The sequence below is a fragment of the Mycobacterium sp. genome (assembly GCF_035570115.1).
Lineage (GTDB): Bacteria > Actinomycetota > Actinomycetes > Mycobacteriales > Mycobacteriaceae > Mycobacterium.
This window is the reverse complement of the sequence record NZ_DATMLH010000265.1, coordinates 1-23,470: the sequence shown is the minus strand read 5'-3', so window position 1 is coordinate 23,470 and position 23,470 is coordinate 1. Positions and strand designations below refer to the sequence as shown.

Below are 23,470 nucleotides of genomic sequence, written 5' to 3'. Positions count from 1 at the left end.
CTGATATAACTATTTAAGCCTCTGTGGTTTCGGCGTACAGGGGGTCAGGGTCCATCGGGAGATGTGGTGAACACTTCGGCTATTGAGCCTCGGCCAGCATCAAGCACGCGCGCGGATGACCTTGCCGCCGCCGTCGGACGGCGGGGTTCGCTGGTGGCTCTTCTCGCCTGGCGCGACGCCGAGGCGCCCGAACACCCGTTCCTGTTCATCGAAGACCAGTCGGCGTGGACGTTCGGTGAGCTCACGGCAGCTGCGGCACGGCTTGCCGGCGAACTGGCGGCTGCCGGTGTGTCGCACGGCGACAGGGTGTTGTGCCGCATCGGCAACGACGAGCGGTTCCTGGCGGTGCTGGCGGCCGGCTGGTCGCTAGGGGCGGCCGTCATCGCGATGCATCCCGGCGTACCGCAGCATGACGCACACCGCGTGGCGACCTCGATGGATGCCCGCGTGTCGGTGGTGGATCCGGGCGAGGCGGACGACCTGCGCCAGCTCGGACTGACCGTGGTGCCATTCGCCCGGTTGACCCACGAGGGCGTGGACAGGGCGCAGGCGCTGGCCGTACCCGATGTCGCCGGCGATGAGCCCGCCTTGGTTCTGCTCACCTCGGGTTCCACGGGTGCGCCGAAAGGCGTTGTGCTGACTCATGACAACGCGTGGTCGAACCTTCGCGCGACGGTTTCGGCGTTCCGCTCCAATACCGATCCCAGCCCGTTGCCGACGGTGGCCAAACCGCCGAACCTGATTGCCAACCCCCTGTCCCACACCGCGGGCGTGGTGCGCCTGCTCTTCGCGCTGTATGTCGGACGCGACGTGGTGTTACTGCGGAAGTTCGGCGGCGCGCTGGCCAAGCGACTGGTGGACCAGTTCGGCATCGACAATCTCACCCTTAATCCGGCCATGCTGCGGATGCTGCTGGACGAGGTGCCCGCCGGGCAGAAGCTGGGCGCGGTGCGCTACGTGTCGTCGGGCACCGCGCCGCTGACGCCCGCGCTGCGCGAGGAGTTCGAGTCGCGGTTCGGTGTGCCGGTATTGCAGGCCTATGGCCAGACCGAGGCGTTCGGCGGCATCGCGATCGAAAGCGTGCGCGATGTGCTGGCCGGCCGGCGCAGAGCCGGCTCCGTCGGACGGGCGCTGCCCGGCGTCGAGATCCGCATCGTCGACGAGGACGGGGTCGACAGGCCGGGCGGCTCGGACGGCGAAATCTGGGTTCGATCCCGCTCGGCGACCGTCGGCTACCTCAATGCCGACGAGACGACACCGTTGGGCTCCGACGGCTGGTTGCGCACGGGTGACCGGGGCTATCTCGACGGCGACGGCTACCTCTATATAACCGGTCGGGTCAAGAACATCATCATCTGCGGCGGATTCAACATCGCCCCCGAAGAGGTCGAGGCGGTACTCGAAGACGACCCCCGTGTGGTGGAGGCCGTGGTCATCTCGCGCCCAGACGAGCGACTGGGAGAGGTCCCAGTCGCGGTGGTCGAGTCGACGGCGACGCCGGAGGCCCTGCTCGAGTCGGCGCGGTCGCGCCTGGTCTCCTACAAGCGCCCCCGTGCCCTGTTCACCGTTTCATCGCTGCCCAGGGTTCCTAACGGCAAGATCGATCGCGCCGCGGTGGCCCGGCTGGTGACGCAGTTGGAAGGCTCCGACAGCTAGCGGCTACTTAGGCGCATGCATAGCGGCGTCAGGTGCGCCCGTGTGCGAGCCTGGCCTGGGCTTCACGCCGCACGATCTTGCCAATGTCATTTCTGGGTAGCTCGTCCCAGACGACGATCCGCTCCGGCGTCTTGGACCCACGCAGCCGCTCATGCACATACGCGATCAGCTCGAACGGTGTGGCTGTCGCATTCGGGTGAAGGACGACGGCACTCTCAATGCGGTATCCCCACTCGTCGTCGGGGACGCCGACCACAACGGCGTCGGCGACGGCCGCATGGCGTAGCAGGACCGCTTCGATTTCGGCCGGGGCGATGTTTTCGCCGCCGCGAATGATGGTGTCGTCAGCGCGTCCAACGACGAACAGGTAGTCGTCGCGGTCGAGGTAGCCCGTGTCGCGGGTGTCGAAGTATCCATCAGGGTCAAGCGTTGAGCCGATTCCGGCGTATTCACCGGAGATCTGCGCCCCGCGAACCCAGATCCGTCCAGCCCGGCCGTGCGGCAGCGGATTGCCGTCGTCATCGCGAATCTGAAGGTGCACACCGGGAAGCACGTGACCGGCGGAGTGCAGCCGGGCCCGCACGATGTCGTCGTCGCTGGCAGTGGCGGCGCGGTGGTCCTCGGGACTGAGCACGGCGATCGTCGAGCTCGTCTCGGTCAGGCCGTAGGCGTTGACGAAGTCCACCTCCGGCCAGGCCCGCAGGGCGCGCTCGATGACCTGCGGGGGCATCGCGGCGCCACCGTAGGCGACAGTGCGCAGCGTGGGCACCTGCAGGTCTTCGTCGTCTGCGTCGACGATGCAGGCCAGCATGGTGGGCACGACCAATGCATTGGTGATGCGTTCGCGCCGTGCGAGGGCCAACCATTGGGCACCGCTGAACTGCTCCAGGATCACCGACCGGCGGCCCGCGTAAAGGTTGGTGACGGCGTTCGCCACCGCCGCGATGTGATACGGCGGCACGCTGATCAAGGCGGCGTCTTCGGGACCGGCCGACGCGAATTCGACTGTGTCGAAAACGTAACTGAGCAGGTTGGCGTGCCGGATGACCACGCCCTTGGGTGCCGACGTGGTGCCGCTGGTATATATCAGCACCGCCGGACGGTCGTCGTCGGGCGCGTCCGTGGCGGCCGCGGGCTCATCGAGGGCGGCACTCCAGGTCGTCATGGAAAACGTCTCGATGCCTTCGGCGGCAACCCGTTCACAGTGTTCGTCGTCGGCGACGGCCACCGCGTTGGGATGGTGGGCAATCAACTGCCGTAGTTGCTCGTCCCCGAGTCGGTAGTTCAGTGGGATGAGCGGGACCCCTGCCCGGGCGGCGGCGAACAAGCTGGCCGGAAAGAGAGGGCTATTGACGCCGAGGTAGATCAACCCGTCGGCAGCCCTATCACGCAATATGCGCGATCCGGCGAGACTGCGCCGGCGGAGGCGCTCGGCTGTCATTCCTCCGTCACGAAAGCCCAGCACGATGCGGTCGCCGAAACCATCGGCGGCCATGTCAAGGAGTAGGGAGAGGTTCATCGATTGTCTGACTTACTTGTCTGGCGGACGGCTATTCAGTCATATTAGGTTAATTAGTTATCTAATGCAACGGCGTTGGCATCGGAGCCGGCACCGCGGATGGCACCGCCTGGCGCTATGTCGCAGCGGCATCCCGAGCGCGGACCATGATGTCGATATGTCCGTGCTGCACGACTTCGTCATGCTGGTTGAGGAGCTCGAAATAGCGCTCGACGACGCCACGGTCGCCGCGGCTTGTCCGCCTGACGTTGGTGATCGTGAGACGGAAGCGGACGGTGTCGCCGATGAACAGCGGTGCACGAAACTGCCAGTCGCGAATGCCCAGCATCGCGATGGCCGTACCGCTGAACAGCCCGGTTCGGTCCAACAGTCCGGTCAAGATCGCCAAGCCGAGAAGGCCATAGACGACGCGCTTCCCGTAGACGGTGCTGCGAGCGAACTCGACGTCGGTGTGGATGGGATTGAAATCGCCACTGAGCCCGGCGAACCCGACGACGTCGGTCTCGGTGATGGTGCGTCCGGCGCTCAAGAAGCTGTCACCGGCACTGAGCTCTTCGAGGTACTTCGCCTGCATTGTCTTCCTTACGGTGGTGTGCGACGGCCGGGCGCCAGGCCTCGCGGCCGCTGGCGGGCCGAGCGGGATTGCCGATCGCAGTCGTTGGCTTTAAAGCGATAGTTTAGACATCGAATAATCGGAGCACCAAGCCGTGACTTGCGGGTGTGGTCGAGCACACGACGTGTCGGAGGCCGAGATAACGATGTATGATACTTCTATTTATAGGGAGAGGATGGGCGATGACGAGCGTGACGACACCCGAGGCGGCCTCGGAGCAGCCCGAGTTCGGCAAGCTGACACCAGCTGGCCTTGAGGCATTCCGCGGCAAGATCGGGGTCGACTGGCCCTACGACCGTTGGACCACCTGGAATGAAGCTGCGACGCGCGACGGGATCCGTCACTACGCCAACGGCTTCGGCGACGACAACCCGCTGTGGTGCGATCCCGATTACGCCGCGCAAACCCGATGGAATGGCATCATCGCCCCGCCGGGATTCCTTGAGGGAGCGGGTCTGACGCCCAAAGTGACAACGCCGCGTGAAGTGCGCGCCCGCGGTCGTGGCGCGCTGTCCGGCGTCCACATGTTCTGGGCGGGCGACCACATTCGCTATTTCCGTCCGGTCCGCGAAGGTGAGCGCATCTGGGTCCGCCGTTTCTACACCGACATCAAGGAAAAAGAGCGCTCGCGGTTCGGTGGAAAATCGGCCGTGTCTGTGCGCCGACGCGTGTACTGGAATGACGCCGGCGATCTCATCGCTATCTGGGACGCCGACTTTGTCCACACCGAGCGTGCCACGGCGGCCGAGCGTAACACCGACAACAAGCCGTTGGTGCAACACCACTACACGGCCGCGGAGCTGGACGAGGTGGACGAGCACTACGCCATGGAGTCGATTCGCGGCGGTGAGAAGCGCTACGTCGAGGACGTCGAGCCGGGTGAGACGTTCACGCCGCGGTTCCGTGGTCCGTTGGTGACGGGCGACGTGATTGCCTGGCTGCAAGGCAACGGCCGCCACGAGATTTTCCCATACCGGCTGAACTGGAAGAACCGGCAGCGGATGGGCGGCTTCTACTCCCGCAATGAATTCGGCGCGTGGGATTCGGCCATGCGCGTTCACTGGGACGATGCCTTCGCACGATCGGTCGGCGCGCGCCGGGCCTACGACTACGGGATGCTGCGCAACGCGTGGCTGATGCACGCGGTAACCGATTGGATGGGCGACGATGCCATCATCGTGGCCGTCGACGACCGGGTGACGGGGTTCAACACATTGGGGGATTTGACCAAGATCACCGGCGAGGTGTCGTCGGTCGATGAGTCCAGCGGTTACCCGGAGGTCCTCTGCTCGGTAGCGTGCCACAATCAGCTCGACGAACGGACGGCGTACGGCACGTTGCGGGTGCGCCTGCCCTCGCGGACTAGGGGCTTGCCGTCCTATCCCGATCCGCCGGCCGATCACGGCTTGCTGCCTGGTATGCCCACGCCGGAGGAAGGCCCCTGGGCTCGCTAGGGAACGTGCCGCAGGCTGGCGATTGCGTGCGTGAGATCGCCTCTCTTGCAGTCCTGTTCGGCTACGCTGTTCCGCGTCACTCCGGTGCTTCGAGAGCAGAGTCGAGGTCCAGCCGCGCCGCCAGCTGCGCATGAATGTCGGATAGGTGGTCGCGCCAGTGCTCTAGCGCGGCGTGCACCGCGCCGGCTGAAACCAGTTCAGCCAGCTTGGCGTGGGCCTCGGCGGATCCGTGCGTCAGCCCGATGTCGCCGCTGCGACTCGCGCTGGCCAGGCGCCGCACATGGCCTCGAATGAGGTAGTGGAGCAGCGTGCAGTACTGGGCAAGGACCGGATTTCCGGCGAGCTCGACGAGCCGGACATGAAACTGATCGGCCGCCTTCGTGGCGGCGGTGCCGTCCTCGGCGGCGCGCTGCTCGTCAACCAGCGCGGAGAGTTTCTTGATCGCATCGGCGTCGCGGGAACGGGCCAGTTGGGCCACCGCGGCAGGCTCGATCATCAGCCGGGCGGTCAGCACGTCGCCGAGCGTGGTCTTGCGATGCCGCAGCAGATCACTGAGATAGCGGGTGGCCAATTTCGTCGCGGGCCGAAGAACCGTTGTGCCACCGCGAGATCCGCGCTGCACCGTGATCAGGTGCTCGGTTTCCAGGATGCGAAATGCCTGCCGCAGTGTCGGGCGCGACACTCCGAACCGCTTGATCATCTCGGGCTCCGACGGCAGTAGGTCACCCTCGGTCAACTCGCCGAGGACGATCTGCTTGCGGATCTGGGCAGCTACCAGCGAAGCGGCGTTGGAGGAGGGCTCCTCCGCGTCGGTGACCAACTCAGACAAGGTCCTACCTCTGCGCTCTCGCCGTCTAGCCTTCGGCACCCATGCGTGCGGTTGAGGTCAATTTATCACCGATTCATTGATGGAATCACGGTTGGCGCGCGGGCCAAGGGACGTCGAGCAACCCGCAAGCTGTGGCGTCAGCCGGCGTGCCCATATCGCCGGAGGTTCGCCGGATGCTATTATATCGTTTATTTATAGAGCGAATATATTGGCTGTGTCTTCGGGAGCACGAGTGATTGCTACGTCCGCCGCCGGCGAGCAGGACGACCTGCGCGCGACCGCGCGAGCGTTCTTCGCCAAACACTCCGACGAGCCGGCGGTCCGTTCGGCGATGATGACCACCGACGGCTACGACCCAGATCTGTGGCGGCTGATGGCCGACCAGCTCGGTTTGCAGGCCCTGCTGATTCCCTCCGTATACGGCGGCGCCGACTTCCGATTCGTTGATGTGCAGGTCGTCGTCGAGGAGATGGGCCGGGCGCTGGTCTGCGCCCCGTATCTCTCGTCTGCTGTCCTGGTGGTCCACGCCCTGCTCGCAAGTGGCGATGCGGACCGCTGTGCCGAGCTGCTTCCCGGGATCGCCGATGGAACCCGCATCGCCGCGCTGGCTTTCACCGACGCCGGCGGCTGTTGGGAAGCAACGACTGGCGAAGTACATGCGCACCATGGCCGGCACGGGTGGACGCTGACGGGTCGTCGGCGGTTCGTCCTTGACGGTGCGGTCGCCGATACGATCTTGGTCGCCGCCATCACGCCGGCGGGCCCGTCGTTGTTCGCGGTGGACAACGCCGCCGCCGGGTTCCACGCAACGCCGTTGGCTACCGTCGATATGACCCGCCGGCAAGCCGATTTGACCTTCGATGACGCCGACGCGTTCCTGATCGGGGAGGCCGGCGCTGCCGACGACTACCTGGGCCGGGCGTTCGATGCCGGTCTGGCAGCGCTGGCCGCCGAGCAGGTGGGCGGCGCACGTCGGGTGCTGGAAATGAGCGTGGAGTACGCCAAGATCCGCCATCAGTTCGGTCGTCCGATCGGATCGTTTCAGGCCATCAAGCACAAGTGCGCGGACATGCTGATGCAGGTGGAGTGTGCCGCGACCGCGGCGCACGCGGTCGGTGAGGCCATCGACGAGGACTCCGCCGAGACCACCACACTGGCCAGCCTGGCGAAGGCATACTGCTCGGAGGCGTACTGCGGTGTGGCGGCCGAGAACATTCAGGTTCACGGTGGGATCGGGTTCACCTGGGAGCATGCGGCGCACTTGTACTTCCGCCGTGCCAAGTGCAGCCAGATGCTGTTCGGAAACGCGGCATTCCACCGCCAACGACTGCTGAAGGAACTCGGATTGTGAGCACACCGGCCGAGCTGGCCACCACCTTTCGCGACGCGGCGCTCGCGGCTTTGCCGAGTGCGTCGGCCTACATTGAGGGCCGGTGGGTAGTCGGCAGCGGTCAGCGATACACACACCTCGATCCAGTCAGCGGTGAGCCGCTGCGCACCTGGACGCTGGCTGGGCCGAGTGAGATCGACAGAGCCGCCGAGACGGCCTCGCGCGCGCAGACTCAATGGGCGGCGCTGTCCCCCGCGGAGCGGCGGGACAAGCTGCTGGCGCTGGCCGACACGATGGTGTCGGACGCCGACACGCTGGCCTCGATGGTGTCGCTGGAGATGGGCATGCCGCTGAGGATGTCGCGGGCGGGGGTGCGCGCCGCCGTCGAATGGTTTCGTCACTACGCCGGTCATGCCGACAAGATTGACGGTGTGGTGCCCTCCGTCGGGCCGACTCGCGCGGCGCTGGATTACACCCGCTACGCACCCTATGGCGTGGTCGCCGCGATCATCCCGTGGAATGGACCCGTTGTCGCCCTGGCGCTCAAGGTCGCTCCAGCCCTGGCCGCCGGCAATGCCGTGGTTGTCAAACCCTCGGAATTCGCGCCGTTCTCCAGCCTGTACTTCGCGTCGTTGGTCACCGCCGCCGGATTGCCCGCCGGCGTCGTGAACGTGACGGCTGGTGGTCCCGACGTGGGAGCGCGGCTGTGCGCCCAGCCAGATATCAAACTGATCTCCTTTACCGGAGGTGCCGCGGCGGGACGGGAGGTCTCCCAAGCCGCATCGGTGCGCCATCTACCGACCATCCTCGAATTGGGCGGCAAATCAGCTTCACTGGTGTTCCCCGACGTCGACATCGACAAGGTTGCCAAACTATCCGCGTTTATGGGCATCGCCCAAAACAGCGGTCAGGGTTGCTTCCTGCCGACAAGACTGCTGGTGCACCGTTCCGTGTATGACCGCGTGCTCGACGGCGTCGTCGCCGAGGCCAAACGGTTTCGGCTGGGTGATCCTTTCGATCCGGCGACCACCATGGGCCCGGTCGTCAACGCCGGTGCCCGCGAACGCATATTGGGCATGATCGACGCGGCGCGTCGCCGGGGGGACGGCCGCCTGGCATACGGCGGGGCATCGGCGACCGGTGACCTCGCCGGCGGAAATTTTATTCAGCCAACCATTTTCGCTGAGGTGGACCCGGAAAGCCCGCTCGCGCAGGACGAAGTGTTCGGCCCGGTTCTGAGCGTGATGGCATTCGACGACGAATCGGAGGCGGTGAGCATTGCCAATAACAGCCGGTACGGTTTGGCTGGTTACGTGTGGACGCTGGATCTCGGGCGCGCGCACCGCGTCGCCGAGGCATTAGACGCTGGCTATATCTCTGTCAACGGCATGGCTGCCTTACCGCCCGCGGCGCCCTTCTCGGGGTGGAAGGAAAGCGGACACGGTGTCGAGGGTGGTCGCCATGGCCTGCATGAGTATCTGCGTATCAAGAACGTTCACGTCCAATGGTGACCAATCCGCAACGCCCGCCGTCCGATCGAGCCTAGGCCGTTCGAACCGACCGAAGGATTTCCGATGACCCCTTCCTACAAGACCGCGTATGAAACCGTGCTCTTCGATGTCGCCGACCACATCGCCACCATCACGTTGAACCGGCCAGAGGTAATGAACTGCTTCAACCAGCAGATGCTCGACGAGTTCAGCGAGATATGGCGGATTTGCCGCCATGAAGACGACATCCACGCCGTCGTTCTGCGTGCCGCGGGCGACCGCGCGTTCTCCACAGGGGTCGATCGCAAGCAGGGCCGTTTCCGCCATCCGAACCCGTTGTCCGAAGACGATCCCGGATTCTGGTTGGGCGCCAAGCAGAACCGAGTGTGGAAGCCTTTGATCTTGGCGATCCATGGTCTGTTCGCCGGCGGAGCCTTCTACTGGCTCAACGAATGTGATGTCGCGATCTGCTCCGAGGACGCCACGTTCTTCGACCCACACACCACCTACGGGATGGCGTCGGCGCTCGAACCGGCGGCACTGCTGCGGCGCATTCCGTTCGGCGAGGTGATGCGCATTGCGCTGTTCGGCAACGAGGAAAGGCTCAGCGCCGCAAGAGCATTGAGCATCGGCTTGGTCACTGAGGTGATACCCCGTGAGCAGCTGTGGGACCGGGCACACACACTTGCCGCACGGTTGGCCGACAAACCGCCGCTGGCGGTGCAGGGCACCGTGAAGGCCGTATGGGATTCGCTGTCGATGACTATCGAGGCGTGCCGCTCGGTTCCATTGATGTACACGCAGCTCATCAACGAAAAGACCAAGCTGGGGTTCGCGCCGGGCACTGAACGTACATGGGAAATCCGTTGATTCACAAGCGCCGAGCCGTTCGGTATCGGGGCCGGGGGTAGGGTTATGCAGCCCGATGAGTTCACCCGGATGCGTCTGAGCGCGGAGCTGGGCGTCGCGACTATTACGCTGAATCGCCCCGAACGACGAAACGCCTGGGGCGGCCACACCGCCGTGGAGTATCGGTGGGCATTGCACTGGTGTCATGTCGACCCCGAGGTGCGGGCCGTGGTCGTCACGGGAGAAAACGACTTCTGCGTCGGCGCCGACTCGGCGGCGCTAGATGACATCGGGGACGGTGGCGGTGTCTATGAGGTCGATCGGGTGGATCTGCCCGATTTTCCGGCTGAAACGCCACAACACCTGCGCCGCAACCACTTCTATCCTCTGGCGATTTCCGTTCCGGTTATTGCGGCGATCTCCGGTGCTTGCGCGGGCGCCGGCTTCGTGGTTGCCAGTTACGCCGATATACGGTTTGCTGACCGGCACGCCAAGGTGGCAACTGCGTTCGCCGCGCTCGGGTTACCGGCGGAGTACGGGCTGGGATGGTTGCTGCCACGCATCGTCGGGTTGCCGAACGCTGCCCAGCTGTTGTATTCACCGCGTCCGATCACCGCCGCACGCGCCGCGGATCTCGGCTGGGTGCAGCAGGTCTGTGAGCCCGGCGAGGTGGTCGCGGACGCCGTGGCGTACGCGCGAGGATTGGCCACCGGAAGTTCTGCCGAGTCGCTGCGGATGATGAAGCGGCAGGTGTTCATCGATTCGGCACTCGGTTTCGACGACGCTTATCGTGCCTCGGTGCAAGACATGAACACCGCGCTGGGGTCGGCCGATTTCCGCAAGGGCGTGCGGGCGCTGCGCACGAAAACACCGCCTGATTTTCTGGCCGCCGGCCCGCCGGCGCACGAGGCGTAGCGGGTTGGCTTGCAACCGATCTGCGTGTCCCGCAGTTTGCAAATCTTCGGATACAGAACCGACTGATAATATAACGAATGATCTTGGTACAAGCGTGAGATAGGGGAGACCATGGCGAATGTGGTGCGCGCCGTACAGCTTCCGAAGATGGCAAACATCGTCGCAGCCGATCTTCGGGAGCAGATCATCGAAGGTGTGCTCAAGGAGGGGGACCCGCTGCCACCGGAGGACCAACTCATGGAACACGCTCGCGTCGCCCGTACCACGGTGCGCGAGGCGTTGCGCATCCTGGAATCCGAGGGTCTGTTGGTCGTTCGGCGCGGAGCGCGTGGGGGAGCGCGTATACGCACTCCCAGCGTGAGCAACGTTGCTCGGTATATCGGCCTGGTGTTGCAGTGTGAGGGCGCCACCCTCCGGGATGTCTACGATGCTCGGCTGATGCTCGAAGCGCCGGCGGCGGGGTTGTTGGCGCGCGCTGATGACCGCGGCGACATCGTGGCCGCTCTGCGGGAAGCCTTGGCCGATGAGGAAGCGGTGCTGGACAACCCCGCCGAATTGTCGCGCGCGTACGGGCGCTTTCATCAACTGCTGGTTCAGCTATCCGGATCGCAGACCTTTGAGGTGCTCACCGGGGTATCGAACCGCATTATCCAGGCCCAAGCCGACCGGTACATGAGTTCGCGTGGCTCGCAGCCTGAACGCAAGCGGGCCACCGATGCGGCTCACCGCGCGCATGAGCGCTTGGTCGACCTCATCGCCGCCGGTGCAACCCAGGATGCCGAGGAACTATGGCGCAAGCACCTCGCCGCGGGCGACGTTGAGTTGCTCGCCGATCCAGAGGTCAACAGCGTTCTTGATCTGCTGGACTGACTGAGGCCAGTTCCGCGATCCCATCCGAACGTGGACGACGCCTACGGCTGCGCGTAATCGACCGTCGCGGATTTTTCCAAAGTGTGCTAATGCGAGCTATCATAGAACGAATAATCTTTGGTGCCGTGGGATGGGTGACATGTGAGTAACGAACTGCGACGCCGGCTACGGGAGTTTGTGGCCGCTAACCCGCCACCGGATCTGCGCGGAGTCGGCAAGCCGGAGCGAATAGCCGGCCAACGGGCATGGGCGGCGACGATGTACGTCAACGGACTTGCTGGTCCAGCGTGGCCACGCGAGTACGGGGGGATGGCGCTGACGTTCGCTGACCAAGTCGCTTACTATGACGAACTTGCCACGCTGTCGGTGCCGCCGCATCCTGGTAACGGTCCCCTCATCGCGGGCCCCACTCTACTGAAGTTCGGTACCGAAGAGCAGAAGCACCGGTATTTACCGGCGATGCTGCGTGGCGATGAGGTTTGGGCTCAAGGCTTTTCGGAGTCTGAGGCTGGCTCGGATCTGCAATCGCTGGCCACGACTGCAGTCCGCGACGGCGACTGCTACGTGGTGCGTGGTGCCAAACTATGGAGCAGCTACGCCGATCTCGCCGACATGATGTTCGCGCTGGTGCGCACCGGGTCGCGCAATTCCGGCCGAGATGGCATCAGCTATCTGCTTATCGACCTGCGTGCCGACGGAGTCGCGGTGCACCCGGTGCGCGACATGAGCGGGCACGCGCGGTTCTGCGAGGTTGTGTTCGACGACGTCCGGGTGCCCGTGGCCAACCGCGTGGGCGCGGAGAACGGCGGCTGGCCGTTGGCGCGCACTACTCTGGGCAACGAACGGGCCGCCCGGTCGTTGAGTCAGGCGAGTGCCTACCGACGCCGGTTGGACTCGCTGACCAGACTGTTGAACAGTCGGCACGCACTTGACGACCCACTCGCCCGAGACAGGTTTGCGCAGTGTGTCATTCACGTCCGGATCTTGTACCTGCAGGCCGTCCGCGCGATCGCCCTCCATGACTCCAATTCCGGTCCGTCCGCGTCCGTCGCGCGCCTGTATTTCAGTCTGCTGGAACAGGAGTTCCACGAGCTTGCCATCGATCTCCTCGGCCCCGACGCGCTGATCGCGAGCGGGCCGGCCGCTGTCGAGAACGGCCGCTGGCTCACCGGTTTCCTCCACTCGCGTGGAGCAACCATCGGTGCCGGCACCGCCGAAATACAGCGCAACACCATTGCCGAACAGCTGCTCGGGCTGCCCCGCGACGAATCTGTGTTGTGAAGTCCAGCGATCGAGTTGCGAGCTTCATGGTCTGCCCACGATGGATTCAACGAGCCATTGTCCTCGTGGACAAAGACATTCACCGACCCGCGGCTGTGCGCCGCGGTTGTCGACCCGTTGACGTTTGCCGGGCAGATCACCGAAACCGGCAGCAGCTCCTGCCGACTCGCCCACTTCCGCAAGGCCTGCCCGGCGGGCTAGAGACCGGCGCGTTCTGGTCGCCCAGAGCTCGGGCCTTCTACCGTTGGGAAGCTGGCTAGGGGCTTGGGAGCGATCGCGGTAGCCCGAACGATGGAAGCACGCTGTTGTCGAAGCGGGTCATGGCGCTTATCCGGTCGCCGGTGAGGGTGAGGACGTAGAGGCCGGTTCCGTGGCGGATGCCGGTTGGGGCGCGCAGGTAGGCTCCGAACGCCGGTTGACCGTTGGCTCGTGTTGGGATGAGGTCGAACCTGCGACCTGCACGGAAGATGCTGGCGCAGAAGCGGGCCACGACGTCTCGGCCCTGGTATTCGAAGGGCATCGGCGGCATCGACACGAAGACGTCGTCGGTCAGAAGGATGACCAGCGCGTCGAGATCGGCGGATTCCCACGCGCTAACAAATTTCGCCACGATCGCATCCTCTGGGGGTGAATCGGCGGCAGGCGGCGGTTCGCGGTCGTCGGTGGTGAGCCGTCGGTGCTGCAGGCCGGCGCGCGCCCGTTTGAGGGCGCTTTTGACCGACTCGACGGTCGAGTCCAGCATGTCGGCCACCTCGTTGGCGTGGAATCCGAGGACGTCGCGCAGGATGAGCACGGCGAGCTGGCGAGGTGGGAGGATCTGAAGGGCGGTCACAAAGGCCAGGGAGATGGCTTCGGTCTGCTCGTAGCGGGCCTCCGGGCCGAGGGGCGCATCGATGGCACCCTCAAGCAGGGCGTCGGGAAATGGCTCGAGCCATACGACTTCGCCGAGCCGCGTCGGCTCGGGCGGTTCAACATTACGCACGTCCCACTGCTTGGCCGGGCGTCGGCTGGCCGACCGGCGCGCGTTGAGGCACCGGTTGGTGGCAATTCGGTAGAGCCACGTGCGCAGCGAGGCGCGCCCCTCGAACCCTCGGAAGCCTTGCCAGGCAGCCAGCAGCGTATCTTGCAGGGCGTCTTCAGCGTCTTGGAACGATCCCAGCATCCGGTAGCAGTGCACCTGCAGCTCGCGACGGTACGGCTCGGTCAGTTTCCGGAACGCCTCGCCGTCTCCGGCCCGCGCCCGGGACATCAGGTCGCCACCTACCACCCCTCGCATCACCTTCTTCCCCCACCCTTGTTGCACTTCCATCCTGTATAGACACGCACCAAGGACAAACGGGGCGGTTGGGGGCCGCCACTTTCTTGATGCCGCGGTGTCTCCATCAGTGGTAGCTACGAAACGCCGATCAAGGAGAACCGATGGGAAAGATCATCATCAGCGAAAACGTCTCGCTCGACGGAGTCGTGCAGGACCCGACCGGTGAGGAGGGCTTCGGGCGCGGCGGTTGGTTCCTCGAGGTAGGGCACGAGGATCGCGAAGCGTGGGCGAAGCTCGAGCTCGACGAGGCACTGGGCGCCAAGGCCCTGCTGCTTGGCCGGCAGAGCGACGAGTGGTTCGCCGCGCGGTGGCTATGCCGCAGTGGCGAGTGGGCGGACAGGCTGAACAGCCTGCCCAAGTATGTCGTGTCCTCGACCCTCCAAGAGCCCAAGTGGAGCAATTCGACGGTCCTCAGGGGCGAGGTGGTGAACGAGATCTCGAAGCTGAAGCAGGAGTTAGACGGCGACATCGTCGTGTATGCCAGCGCCCAGCTCGTACACACGCTGATGGAACACGACATCGTCGACGAACTGCGGCTGACCGTGTATCCGGTCGTCCTCGGGGCCGGCGAGCGCCTCTTCGGCGAGACCAGCGACAAGAAACCCATGCGCCTCATCGACACCCGTACCGTCGGTGATGGCCTCGCCTTATTGACCTACCAACCCGTCCGAGACGCCTAGACCGCTGCGTCGACGACGGCCAGCGAGAGCCCCCTATGCCTCATCCCGCTCGGCGCGGGTTTTCCCCGGCGCGGGCGCGCGCAAGCCAACGTTAAGGTTCACTGCCACTACGGACCGACAGCATGGAGCCATTGATATCAGCCCGCGCGGTGAGATCGTGGTGGTCTTAGCTGACGTCCAGCAGCGCCTGGCCGTGCGACGACAGCCCTGCGTCCTCGAGGCCGGTGAACGCACGCTCTAATGCGTCGGTGACGATATGGGGGTCAGGGATCTGGCGCGGGCAGGTGAGCACGCTGAAGTTCAAGCGATCGGCATAGCTCCACACCGTGATGTTTAATGCCATCCCGATATCCAGCGGGCCGACCGAGTAGACGTTGGTGATCGGGTAACCACCCAAGCTCAGGCGCGTCGATGAGCCGCGGACGTTGGAAACCACGACATTCATCATCGGCGGTAACTTGGCCAGCAATTTTGATCCCGCATTTAGCCGCGCCAGCCTGGCAAACAGGCTCGGCGGGATGTACTCCAGCCACTCATCCAGCAGTTCGGGCCCCAGCAGCTCGCGGGCAGTGCGGGCGATACGCACACCGTCATGAATGTGCTGCAGCCGCTGTCGACGATCGGGGAGCTCAACCGGTAACGCGGTGAACAGCAGCCCGACAGAATTGCCGAACAATCGCTCACGACGCAGACCGCTGTCAGCGGGCACGTTGGCGATCAGAGGCAGTGACGGCGTCTCGTGACGCTCCAGCAGGATCTGACGCAGGGCCTCGGTCACCACAGCCAGCACGATGTCGTTGATGGTGTAGGCGGTGCCGCGCCGCAATGCCTGCACGGCCGACAGGGGCGTCGACGTGGTGGCAAATCGACGTCGTGCGTCGATGGTCCCGTTGGTGAAGGCTCGCGGGCCCGACCACGGCCGCGCCCGCCAAGCCCGGTGCTCGCGCCAATAGCGGGCGGCCGCACGATGTCCACGCCAGGTCTTGGCCAGCAGCCCGGGCAGACCGCGGGCCTTGCGCGGGTGGGCTTGCAGCGCGGACAGTATCAATCTGCGCCGCGACGGCGGCGGCGCCGGGCACCAGGGTTGAGGCGAGCTGGCGGACAGGGCGGAGGAGACCGCGTCGGTCACGTTCAGCAGCTGATTGGCCGCCGCGCCGCCGTCGGCCATCGCGTGATGGATCTTTGCGACCGCGGCGACCTGCCCGTTGGCCAGACCTTCGACTAGATGCACCTCCCATAGCGGCCGGTCGCGGCGCAGCGGTGTTTCAGCGATCCTGCCGATGCAGTCGTGTAGCTGTTGCGGACCGCCCGGCGCATCGGCGGTCACCCGAAACACGTGGCGGGTGATATCGAACGCCGGGTCCTCCGCCCACACCGGATGATGAAGCGCCAGCGGTGTTTGCTGCAGCCGCCACCGAAACGACGGCAGGAGATGTAGCCGCTCGGCCAGTATCCGGGTGAACTTCTCCGCTGAGTATGGGATCGGGGACGCGGCGGTATCCAGGACGGCGATCTTGAGCGTATGCATGTGATTGGTCGGGGTCTCGTTGTACCAGAGGTAGCTGTCGACGCCCTGCAGTCGCCGCATCATCATGTAACCCAACCTATTAAATCGAGCAATCGTATAGCGATATAATACGGTAGTGCGGTCGGTGCTGAATACCCGTGTACAGGTGAGTTAGCTCATAGCACCGTGCCGGCGGTCTCATGAGGCGCTTGCCAAGGCCTTCGCCCACTGCAGATCCGGCTTCCCGCTGGGAAGCCGCTGTAGCAGGTCGACGACGATCACCTCTTGTGGCAGTTTGTAGCCGGCCAGCCGAGGCCGTGCGTGCTGGCGGATGTCGTCCAGCGTCGGGACGGCGCCACCGCAGCCTTGCACAATCGCCACCACACGCTCTCCCCACCGCGGATCTGGTTTGCCGACCACCAGGACGTCGACAATGCCCGGATGCTCGATGAGAACCTGCTCGACCTCGTCGGGGAACACCTTTTCGCCACCGGTGTTGATCGAACTGCTGCCCCGACCGCACAACGTGACGGTGCCGTCGCTCTCGAGGACGGCGAAGTCCCCGGTCAAAACCCATCGCCGACCGTCGATCTCGACGAAGGTGCGTTTGGTCTTGGCTTCATCGTTGTAGTAGCCCAGTGGCACATGGCCGCAGCGAGCCAGCATTCCGGCGGTGGTGCTACCCGGTGGGAGCGGGCGTAGGTCCTCGCCGAGCACCGCGATCGTCGCATCGATGGGGAAGCGACCATGGTGTTGCTGGCCGGCCACCGACAGGTTGCGGCCCAGTACGCCGGTCTCCGAGGAGCCGAGGCCGTCAAGTATGGCGACGTGCGGCAGCGCGGCGTTGATGCTTTCCTTGGTCGACGGTGAGATCCTGGCGCCTCCCGAACCAATTGCCCACAGCGTTGGTAGGGGGAACGGATCGCGCTGGTATGCGTCGATCAGCGGGCGCGCCATCGCGTCGCCTACCAGGCCGATTAAATTCACCCCGTGCTGCGCGACTAGCTGCCATGTCTTAGCGGGGTCGAAGCTGCCTGGCGGAGCCAGAATCGTTGTCCCGCCGCATATCGCCATTGCCAGCACCGCCCAGTGGCCGGTGACGTGCATCAGCGGCGCCAAGCTCAGCTGGACCAGCGGGGGCCCCGATAAAACCCGTTCTACGAGCTGTTGCGGGTCGCTGACCGGTCCGAGCCGACCCGTGATATCGCCCCCATTGAACGCCGCGAAGAACAGGTCCTCATGGCGCCACATCACCGCTTTGGGCAGGCCGGTCGTGCCACCGGTACAGGTGACATATAAGTCGTCCGAGCTTCGACCAGAAAACGACCGCTGCGGCGGTTGGGCAGCCAAAGCGGTTTCGAAATCGACGATGTCAGCGGGCAGCGCGGCGGTGCTGCCGTCGTCCACCGCTATCAGATGGCGCACCGCGGTCAGCTTTCGAGCCACTGGGATCACCGCCGGGGCCAGTGCGCGGTGGAACACCACCGCAGTCAGGTCGGTGTAGCGGTAGAGGTGTTCGAGCTCGTTCTCGACGTAGCGGTAGTTGATATTGACCGGGACAGCGCGGATCTTGAACGCCGCCAGCATGGCCTCGACGTATTCGGTGCCGTTGTAGAGGTGCAGACCGACCATGTCGCCCGGGCCCACGCCGCAGGCCAGCAGATGGCCCGCTAGCTGGTTGGCGCGCTGATCCAGCTGGCTAAACGTCAGCTCCCGGTTTTCTGCGATGACGGCCATCCGGTCGGGGACCGCCTCCGCCGTGCGTTCGATCAGCTCGGAGAGGTTGTAAGTGCCCGACACTGCGACTCCCTTCAGCTGGGCGTCTGGAGCCCTAGCCAACCATAACCTAATTAGGTAACTTAGTCATCGATTTATCATCAATCGAATTATCGGGAGGTCGTGGTGGAGCGCTTGAGTGCCATCGACGCTGCGCTGATCCACGGCGAGATGCCGGAGTGGCATGGGCACGTCACCTCGCTGCTGGTCCTGGATCCCACATCGATGCCGAGCGCATATCGGTTCGAGTTGTTTCGCGCCGCGCTGGCAGCCCGGCTGGCCGGCGTGGCGCGGTTTGGCCAGCGCGTCGGGGCGGCGCCCTGGGGAGTTGACCGGCCGGTATGGATCGACGACGGTGGGTTTGATGCCGAACATCACATCAAGCGGCTGGTGTTACCCAATGCCGGCTCCATCGAGCACCTGTTCCGCGCCGCCGGTGAGGTTGCCGGACGCCAGCTGGAGCACGACCGGCCGCTGTGGGAGTGCTACGTGGTGGAGACGCGCCGGGGGCGGTTAAGAGCTCTGATCATGAAAAACCATCACGCATTGTTCGACGGGGTCGGCGGCCTGGAATCGATGCAGGCGATGTTCGATATGTCTGCGGCGACTGCGAGCGCACACGGCGAGCCGGTGTCGGCGCGGCCGCCCCGCGTCCGGTCCGCCAGGCCCAACGCCGTCGACATGCTGCTGCGCTCGGCGGTGCGTGGCCTGGTCGTGCAACCGGCAGAATCGGTCAAAGTTGCCCGCCAACTCATCCGCCAGGCGCTGCCGGTCGGTCGAGCAGTCCTGAGCGGCGATCGGCCGGTCCTCGGCTTGAACGCGCCACGCAATCCCTTCCCTGGGTGGATCAGCCGGGAACGGACCGTGTCGGGCGCCCAGTTGTCGATGCAGCAGATGAAGGCCGTCCGCCATCAGGCGGATATCAAGCTCAACGAGGTGCTGCTGGCCGTGGTCGGGGGCGCCTTGCGCCGTTATCTAGTGGCTCGTCAGGGAGTCAGCGGCCCGTCGCTGGTGGCCAACGTCGCAGTGTCGACACGCGCGGCTGACGAAAAGGTCGACAGCAGCAATAAATTCAGCGTTATGTTCGCGACCCTGGGAACAGCAATCAGCGATCCCCTGGTGCGGCTGTCGGCGATTCATGACAGCAGTGTGAAAGCCAAGCTGCTCACCGAAGCGCTGCAGAACCGAAGCGATACCAGTGTGGCCGCCGCGGGTCCGCCGATCCTGGTCAGCGGGTTGGCGCGGCTCTGTCGCGCGGCGGGGCTACACCGGCGGATCAGCCTGATCGGAAACATCGGGGTATCCAACGTCCCCGGGCCTCCTGTTCAGCTTTTTGTCGGCGGTGCCGCGGTGAGCGCCATGTTCGTCTTTGGTCCGTTGATGCTGAACTCTGTCGTCAATTTCACCGCGGTCAGCAATGGTGACCACCTTGATGTCGGGGTGGCCAGTTCGCCTGGCGTGATACCCGACATCGATGAGCTCGCCCGGCTTTTGCAGCCGGCACTTGACGAGCTGACCGAAAGCCTTGGGTGCCGCTAGTGCGGAAGATCACCCGGGGGCCCTACCCGTGAGCGCGCAGTTCGATCGCCCCCGACCACTGCCCGAAGCGCTGATAGCAGGGTGGGAAGCCAGCGGTGCGTGGTCGCGGTTGACCGTGTCAGAGGCGATCCGTCAGCCGTCGCGGGCTGCAGGGTTGGCCTGCGCGGTCGACACCCAGCACTACAGCTTCGCCATGTTGGCGCAGTGGTCGGCAGGTGTGTGCGCCACGCTGCACGGATGGGGCGTGCGTCCCGGCGACCGGGTCCTGATACAGCTGCCTAACGGCGCAGAGTTGATCACCGCAATCCTGGCCAGTTGGCATCTGGGCGCCGTCGCCGTGCCGGTGCTGCCTCTTCTCCGTGAACCGGAACTTGCGGCGGTCGCGCAGCAGACGCAGCCAACAGCGGTCATCGCCGGCCCCGGGTCGAGCAAACGGGTGCCAACCGCCGAGATCGACAGCGCACTCGCTGCCGCGTCAGTCAGGCCGCTGATCCGGTTGGGCGTCGCACATCGCACCGCGGGCTGGATGCCCTTTCCTGTTAGCGGCTCCGCGCAGGAACAGTCTCCGCAGCCGCACCCGGGATTCGCCAATGCCGACGCGTGCGCGTTGATTCTGTTTACTTCGGGAACGACCGCCCAACCCAAAGGGGTGCGCCACGATTCACGATCGTTGCTGGCCGAGGTGAACAGTTACCGACGCAGCGCCGAGCTCACCACCGGCGACGTCATCTTCAATCCGGCGCCAATCGCTCACGTCGGCGCCTTGGTGATCAGCGTGCTGGTGCCGTGGTGCGTGGGTGCGCCGGTGGTACTGCTGTCTAAGTGGGATTCCCAGCGCGCCCGCGAGGCGATCACCCGGGAACGGGTGACCTTCGCTGTCGGTGCGCCGTATTTTCTCAACGAGCTTGTGGCGCTGTATGAGTCGTCCGACTTCTGCGGCCACCGCCTATCGAAGTTTCAGACGGGCGCGGCGCCAACCGGCTCAGCCTTGCTGGCCCGCGCTGACCGCGTCGGAATCGCCGCTTGGCGAGCATGGGGAATGACCGAGGCGCCGACGATATCGTATGCGACCGCAGGTGACCCCCTCGACCGGCGAGCTAACTTCGACGGCCGTGTTGAGCCGGAATCACAAGTCGTCGCTGTCGACGAGGCCGGCGTGGCGCTGCCCGCCGGCCGCGAGGGCCACCTGTTGCTGCGTAGCCCCAAGCAGATGATGGGATATGTGCGCGACGTCGACGCGACGAGACATCCTGGTGGCTGGCTGGCCACTGGCGACGTGGGCATGGTGGATTGCGATGGATGGGTGAGAATCACCGGCCGGATCAAAGACATCATCAATCGCGGCGGCGAGAAGTTTTCGGCCCGCGAGATCGAAAACGCGCTCTGCGATCATCCGGCCATCGAGGCTGCCGCGGTCCTGGGTGTCCCCGAACAGCGCTTGGGCGAGCAAGTGGTGGCCTACGTGACCACGCGCCCTGGGCAGTGTTATCCGGGACTCTCGGCGATCATCGATTACCTGCAGCGGCGCCGCATGGCACCGCAGAAATACCCCGTGGCCATCACCGTGCTCGAAGCCTTACCGATGACAGCCACCGGCAAGGTGCACAAGCATGCGCTGGCCCAACTGTGGGAGAACAGCCAGCTCACCGCCCGATAACCTCGGCGCCGACTGGCATCGGTGTGCGACCGTGGGGACGCATTGAGACCGATTTTTGATCTTTTGACCGGAGCCCAATACGACGATATCATATCGTAAATGGACACCGGGAGTTTGGGCATGCGCGTGAAACGAATGACCGCTAGCAAAAACCAACCGCGTCGGGTTACCGTGTCAGCCGCCAACGGCAAACGCCACGGTGACCGCGAGGCACCGTTGGGTGGGGGTGTCGCTGGGGGAAACCAGACGGCGCATAGCGGAAGCGGCATGACGGTGAACGAACTCCGATTTGACGGCCGCGTCGCTGTGGTCACCGGGGCCGGACGCGGTGTCGGGCGTCAGTACGTCCAGCTCTTGGCGCAGCGCGGCGCCGCAGTCGTAGTCAACGATTTCGGTGTGGCGCCCGATGGTTCGGGTCCATCGGCGGCCCCGGCCGAGCAGCTTGCCGCTGAGATTGCCGACGCCGGAGGTTCGGCGGTCGCCGATACCCATTCGGTGGCCGACAAGGCTGGGGCCGAGGCGGTTATCGGGCGCGCGCTCGAGGAGTTCGGTCGCATCGATGTCTTAATCCACAACGCCGGCATCGTCGATGGAACATTCGAGCAACTGGCTGCCGTCAACCTCAGCGCTGCGTTCTGGCTAACCGAGGCGGCATGGGGGCACATGCAGGCGCAGCGGTACGGCCGCATTCTGCTAACGACTTCCAGCGCCGGACTATTCGGCGCTTCGAACGGGGGGACCTACGGGCCGATCCAGTCCTATGGTGCGACGAAGATGGGCGCGTTCGGGTTGGGGCGATGCCTGGCTGTGCGTGGGCGCTCGTACGACATCCGGGTGAATATGGTCTCACCACATGCCTATACGCGATTGGCTGCGGGGCTCCCACCTACTCCGCAGGCAAAGTTCATGGAGACGTACTCCAAACCCGAGTTGGTGGCCCCGGGCAGCGTATTCCTCGTCCACGAGACATGCCCGGTGAGCGGGGAAGCGTTCGCGGTGGGCGCGGGGCGGATGGCTCGGATCTTTGTCGGAGAGACCGTCGGCTACGTGGACAGTGAGCTCACGGTGGAGAAGGTTGCGCAGAACTTCGCCCAGGTATGCGACGAGGCCGGCTATCACGTACCGGAGGATATGAGCGCGATCGTCGACATCTACCGGCGTGCGGTGGGGGCTGACTAGGCCACGGTCGGCGACCAGAACGTCAGCACAAACAACTCGCCGGCGGTGCGGCTGTTCTCGATCGACACCTGACGCGCCTTCTCCCGGTCGCCCTTGGTGAAGGCGTCGATGAGTTCGACTTGCCAGCTTCTCGCCAAATCCCGCCACCCCGGCACTTCAAGGGAGAAATCGGGGAAGTAGTGCAGCGTGTTTCGCAAAAGCACATTGAGCGTGGGCGACGCGGCCACCGAGTTGATCGCCGCGTGGAACCGCCGGTTCACTTCGGTCGAAAGTTCGTGCTCGCCGGCCTTTTGGGCAGCGATGTAGTTCTTGTGCTCCTGGCGCAACGTGCCGATAAGCTCGTCGGATTTCTCATCCCACGCCCGCGCAGCCAGCTCGCCGGCCAGGACACCGTGAACCCAGTACACGTCGCGGATGCCGCGCCCGGTTACGGCGGAGACCTCGAACGACCGACTGGCCGACGCGGTGATCAAGCCTTCGGCGCCGAGGCGCAGCAGCGCTTCACGGATGGGCATCGTGCTGACGCCCAGCATTTCGGCTAGATCGGCCTGCGTGACCCGCGTTCCCGGCGCGAGTTCACGTGAGAGGATCATGCTGCGCAATTTTTCGCTTACTTGGTCGGTCATCGACTTGTGGGCGATCGGTGCGCTGATCGTGTGTTTCGGCTTTCCGGCCATTGCGACATTTTACATTCTATCGCGGACCAGGTCAGATTCCCGCGGGCGATTCGCGCACCTATTGCGCCTCAGCACCGCTCGGCCCTCAAGCGGTGACCGGATGTGAACTTAGGCGATATGATATCGTCAGTTTGATGACGTCTCCGGTCGATCTGACACGGACGGCTGATTGAGGAAAGTGCGGTGATCGTCGATGGATGACATGGCCCATACTCCGTCCGGCATCCCGCTGGAGCCCGTGTACGGGCCGGGGGAGCGTGGTAACGAGCCGCCGCCACCGGGCACCTATCCGTTCACTCGGGGTAATTTCGCGTCCGGTTATCGGGGCAAG

Annotated in this window: 20 protein-coding genes and 1 pseudogene; 14 read left to right on the top strand and 7 right to left on the bottom strand. The window is 64.8% G+C overall.

Going from position 1 to position 23,470, the window contains the following annotated elements:
- Nucleotides 1-153 precede the first annotated feature (153 nt).
- On the top strand, nucleotides 154-1,656 hold the full coding sequence (locus VNW74_RS25140; protein WP_325681886.1) for a class I adenylate-forming enzyme family protein: 1,503 nt from the start codon (nucleotides 154-156) through the stop codon (nucleotides 1,654-1,656).
- Between the two features lie 28 nt (nucleotides 1,657-1,684).
- Here the strand turns inward: VNW74_RS25140 and VNW74_RS25135 are convergent, their stop codons facing one another.
- Nucleotides 1,685-3,175, bottom strand: a complete 1,491-nt coding sequence (locus tag VNW74_RS25135) for a class I adenylate-forming enzyme family protein (protein ID WP_414686767.1) — start codon at nucleotides 3,173-3,175, stop codon at nucleotides 1,685-1,687.
- Nucleotides 3,176-3,290: 115 nt separating this feature from the next.
- Nucleotides 3,291-3,749 (bottom strand): MaoC/PaaZ C-terminal domain-containing protein, encoded by a 459-nt coding sequence (locus VNW74_RS25130; RefSeq protein WP_325681882.1) that lies wholly within the window; start codon nucleotides 3,747-3,749, stop codon nucleotides 3,291-3,293.
- Between the two features lie 221 nt (nucleotides 3,750-3,970).
- Here VNW74_RS25130 and VNW74_RS25125 point away from each other — a divergent pair, with 221 nt between their 5' ends.
- Nucleotides 3,971-5,242, top strand: coding sequence for an FAS1-like dehydratase domain-containing protein (locus tag VNW74_RS25125; RefSeq protein ID WP_325681880.1), 1,272 nt, complete (start codon nucleotides 3,971-3,973; stop codon nucleotides 5,240-5,242).
- Nucleotides 5,243-5,318: 76 nt separating this feature from the next.
- On the opposite strand, the gene VNW74_RS25120 is transcribed toward VNW74_RS25125, so the two are convergent.
- Nucleotides 5,319-6,071, bottom strand: coding sequence for a FadR/GntR family transcriptional regulator (locus VNW74_RS25120; RefSeq protein WP_325681878.1), 753 nt, complete (start codon nucleotides 6,069-6,071; stop codon nucleotides 5,319-5,321).
- 232 nt (nucleotides 6,072-6,303) lie between these two features.
- On the opposite strand from VNW74_RS25120, the gene VNW74_RS25115 reads away from it, so the two are divergent.
- The 7 genes and pseudogenes from VNW74_RS25115 to VNW74_RS25085 form a co-directional block, all read left to right on the top strand.
- A complete protein-coding gene (locus VNW74_RS25115; RefSeq protein ID WP_325681876.1) occupies nucleotides 6,304-7,422 on the top strand; it encodes an acyl-CoA dehydrogenase family protein in 1,119 nt (372 codons plus the stop codon).
- Complete coding sequence (locus VNW74_RS25110; RefSeq protein ID WP_325681874.1) at nucleotides 7,419-8,912, top strand: aldehyde dehydrogenase family protein; 1,494 nt, start codon at nucleotides 7,419-7,421, stop codon at nucleotides 8,910-8,912. Before VNW74_RS25115 ends, VNW74_RS25110 begins: the two co-directional genes overlap by 4 nt.
- Nucleotides 8,913-8,975: 63 nt before the next feature.
- Complete coding sequence (locus tag VNW74_RS25105) at nucleotides 8,976-9,761, top strand: enoyl-CoA hydratase/isomerase family protein (protein WP_325681872.1); 786 nt, start codon at nucleotides 8,976-8,978, stop codon at nucleotides 9,759-9,761.
- A 45-nt stretch (nucleotides 9,762-9,806) separates the two neighbouring features.
- Nucleotides 9,807-10,655 (top strand): enoyl-CoA hydratase-related protein, encoded by an 849-nt coding sequence (locus VNW74_RS25100; protein WP_325681871.1) that lies wholly within the window; start codon nucleotides 9,807-9,809, stop codon nucleotides 10,653-10,655.
- 147 nt (nucleotides 10,656-10,802) lie between these two features.
- Nucleotides 10,803-11,525 carry a FadR/GntR family transcriptional regulator gene (locus VNW74_RS25095; protein ID WP_325681870.1) on the top strand — a complete coding sequence of 241 codons (723 nt, stop codon included), beginning with the start codon at nucleotides 10,803-10,805 and terminating at the stop codon, nucleotides 11,523-11,525.
- Between the two features lie 141 nt (nucleotides 11,526-11,666).
- Complete coding sequence (locus VNW74_RS25090; RefSeq protein WP_325681869.1) at nucleotides 11,667-12,806, top strand: acyl-CoA dehydrogenase family protein; 1,140 nt, start codon at nucleotides 11,667-11,669, stop codon at nucleotides 12,804-12,806.
- Between the two features lie 48 nt (nucleotides 12,807-12,854).
- Nucleotides 12,855-13,007, top strand: a pseudogene (locus tag VNW74_RS25085) (AAA family ATPase); the annotation flags it as partial.
- 55 nt (nucleotides 13,008-13,062) lie between these two features.
- On the opposite strand, the gene VNW74_RS25080 reads toward VNW74_RS25085, so the two are convergent.
- Nucleotides 13,063-14,073: a sigma-70 family RNA polymerase sigma factor gene (locus VNW74_RS25080; protein WP_325681940.1), complete on the bottom strand. Its 1,011-nt coding sequence runs from the start codon at nucleotides 14,071-14,073 to the stop codon at nucleotides 13,063-13,065.
- A 152-nt stretch (nucleotides 14,074-14,225) separates the two neighbouring features.
- Here VNW74_RS25080 and VNW74_RS25075 point away from each other — a divergent pair, with 152 nt between their 5' ends.
- Complete coding sequence (locus VNW74_RS25075) at nucleotides 14,226-14,804, top strand: dihydrofolate reductase family protein (protein ID WP_325681867.1); 579 nt, start codon at nucleotides 14,226-14,228, stop codon at nucleotides 14,802-14,804.
- Nucleotides 14,805-14,970: 166 nt separating this feature from the next.
- Here VNW74_RS25075 and VNW74_RS25070 read toward each other — a convergent pair whose 3' ends face one another.
- Together VNW74_RS25070 and VNW74_RS25065 are read right to left on the bottom strand one after the other, a co-directional pair.
- Entirely contained in the window at nucleotides 14,971-16,398 is a 1,428-nt protein-coding gene (locus VNW74_RS25070; RefSeq protein ID WP_325681865.1) for a wax ester/triacylglycerol synthase family O-acyltransferase, read from the bottom strand.
- A 111-nt stretch (nucleotides 16,399-16,509) separates the two neighbouring features.
- Entirely contained in the window at nucleotides 16,510-18,111 is a 1,602-nt protein-coding gene (locus VNW74_RS25065) for an acyl-CoA synthetase (RefSeq protein WP_325681863.1), read from the bottom strand.
- Between the two features lie 111 nt (nucleotides 18,112-18,222).
- Here VNW74_RS25065 and VNW74_RS25060 point away from each other — a divergent pair, with 111 nt between their 5' ends.
- The 3 genes from VNW74_RS25060 (at nucleotide 18,223) to VNW74_RS25050 (ending at nucleotide 22,462) form a co-directional block, all read left to right on the top strand.
- The gene (locus tag VNW74_RS25060) at nucleotides 18,223-19,626 is read left to right on the top strand and encodes a wax ester/triacylglycerol synthase family O-acyltransferase (RefSeq protein WP_325681861.1); all 1,404 of its coding nucleotides are present in this window, start codon (nucleotides 18,223-18,225) and stop codon (nucleotides 19,624-19,626) included.
- Between the two features lie 28 nt (nucleotides 19,627-19,654).
- Nucleotides 19,655-21,283, top strand: a complete 1,629-nt coding sequence (locus VNW74_RS25055; protein WP_325681859.1) for a class I adenylate-forming enzyme family protein — start codon at nucleotides 19,655-19,657, stop codon at nucleotides 21,281-21,283.
- A gap of 99 nt (nucleotides 21,284-21,382) precedes the next feature.
- Complete coding sequence (locus VNW74_RS25050; protein WP_325681857.1) at nucleotides 21,383-22,462, top strand: SDR family NAD(P)-dependent oxidoreductase; 1,080 nt, start codon at nucleotides 21,383-21,385, stop codon at nucleotides 22,460-22,462.
- On the opposite strand, the gene VNW74_RS25045 is transcribed toward VNW74_RS25050, so the two are convergent.
- The gene (locus VNW74_RS25045) at nucleotides 22,459-23,139 is read right to left on the bottom strand and encodes a GntR family transcriptional regulator (RefSeq protein WP_325681855.1); all 681 of its coding nucleotides are present in this window, start codon (nucleotides 23,137-23,139) and stop codon (nucleotides 22,459-22,461) included. The genes VNW74_RS25050 and VNW74_RS25045 overlap by 4 nt on opposite strands.
- 193 nt (nucleotides 23,140-23,332) lie before the next feature.
- Between VNW74_RS25045 and VNW74_RS25040 the strand changes: the two genes are divergently transcribed.
- A partial coding sequence (locus VNW74_RS25040; RefSeq protein ID WP_325677284.1) for a methylmalonyl-CoA mutase family protein occupies nucleotides 23,333-23,470 on the top strand: 138 nt, incomplete at its 3' end.

Coding starts and splice junctions, on each gene's coding strand:
- VNW74_RS25135 (WP_414686767.1), bottom strand. CDS start 3,175: ATGAACCTCTCCCTACTCCTTGACATGGCCGCCGATGGTTTCGGCGAC.
- VNW74_RS25130 (WP_325681882.1), bottom strand. CDS start 3,749: ATGCAGGCGAAGTACCTCGAAGAGCTCAGTGCCGGTGACAGCTTCTTG.
- VNW74_RS25125 (WP_325681880.1), top strand. CDS start 3,971: ATGACGAGCGTGACGACACCCGAGGCGGCCTCGGAGCAGCCCGAGTTC.
- VNW74_RS25105 (WP_325681872.1), top strand. CDS start 8,976: ATGACCCCTTCCTACAAGACCGCGTATGAAACCGTGCTCTTCGATGTC.
- VNW74_RS25100 (WP_325681871.1), top strand. CDS start 9,807: ATGCAGCCCGATGAGTTCACCCGGATGCGTCTGAGCGCGGAGCTGGGC.
- VNW74_RS25095 (WP_325681870.1), top strand. CDS start 10,803: ATGGCAAACATCGTCGCAGCCGATCTTCGGGAGCAGATCATCGAAGGT.
- VNW74_RS25075 (WP_325681867.1), top strand. CDS start 14,226: ATGGGAAAGATCATCATCAGCGAAAACGTCTCGCTCGACGGAGTCGTG.
- VNW74_RS25070 (WP_325681865.1), bottom strand. CDS start 16,398: ATGATGATGCGGCGACTGCAGGGCGTCGACAGCTACCTCTGGTACAAC.
- VNW74_RS25050 (WP_325681857.1), top strand. CDS start 21,383: ATGGACACCGGGAGTTTGGGCATGCGCGTGAAACGAATGACCGCTAGC.
- VNW74_RS25045 (WP_325681855.1), bottom strand. CDS start 23,139: ATGGCCGGAAAGCCGAAACACACGATCAGCGCACCGATCGCCCACAAG.